Origin of the sequence: Pseudomonas sp. D47 (assembly GCF_045447305.1) — a bacterium.
Classification (GTDB): Bacteria; Pseudomonadota; Gammaproteobacteria; order Pseudomonadales; family Pseudomonadaceae; genus Aquipseudomonas.
Window position 1 is genome coordinate 1 of sequence record NZ_JBJGXU010000231.1, and the last position, 220, is coordinate 220.

Sequence of the window (220 nt, forward strand, 5' to 3'; positions counted from 1 at the left end):
GCATAAGGTAAATCGTTCATATTTTGTTCATTTGGTAGCATGGGCGGATACATGTACCCGTAGTCAACTTCGGCTTGTGCGTTCAATGAAAGTGCAAGCGCCAAGCAGCCTGCTGCTTTGAGTGCAACTGATTTTATATTCACTGTCTTAGACTCGGGGTGGGAGGAAGGAAGCGGTTGGATTTTTTGTAAGGTTCTTTGTGAATGGCTTTTGGTTTTAA

Annotated in this window: 1 protein-coding gene; it reads right to left on the reverse strand. The window is 43.6% G+C overall.

All coding sequences use genetic code 11. The features are described 5' to 3' along the window. Positions 1–220, reverse strand: a 220-nt coding sequence (locus tag ACI77I_RS32340; protein WP_407000290.1) for a hypothetical protein, incomplete at both ends; no start/stop codon positions are given.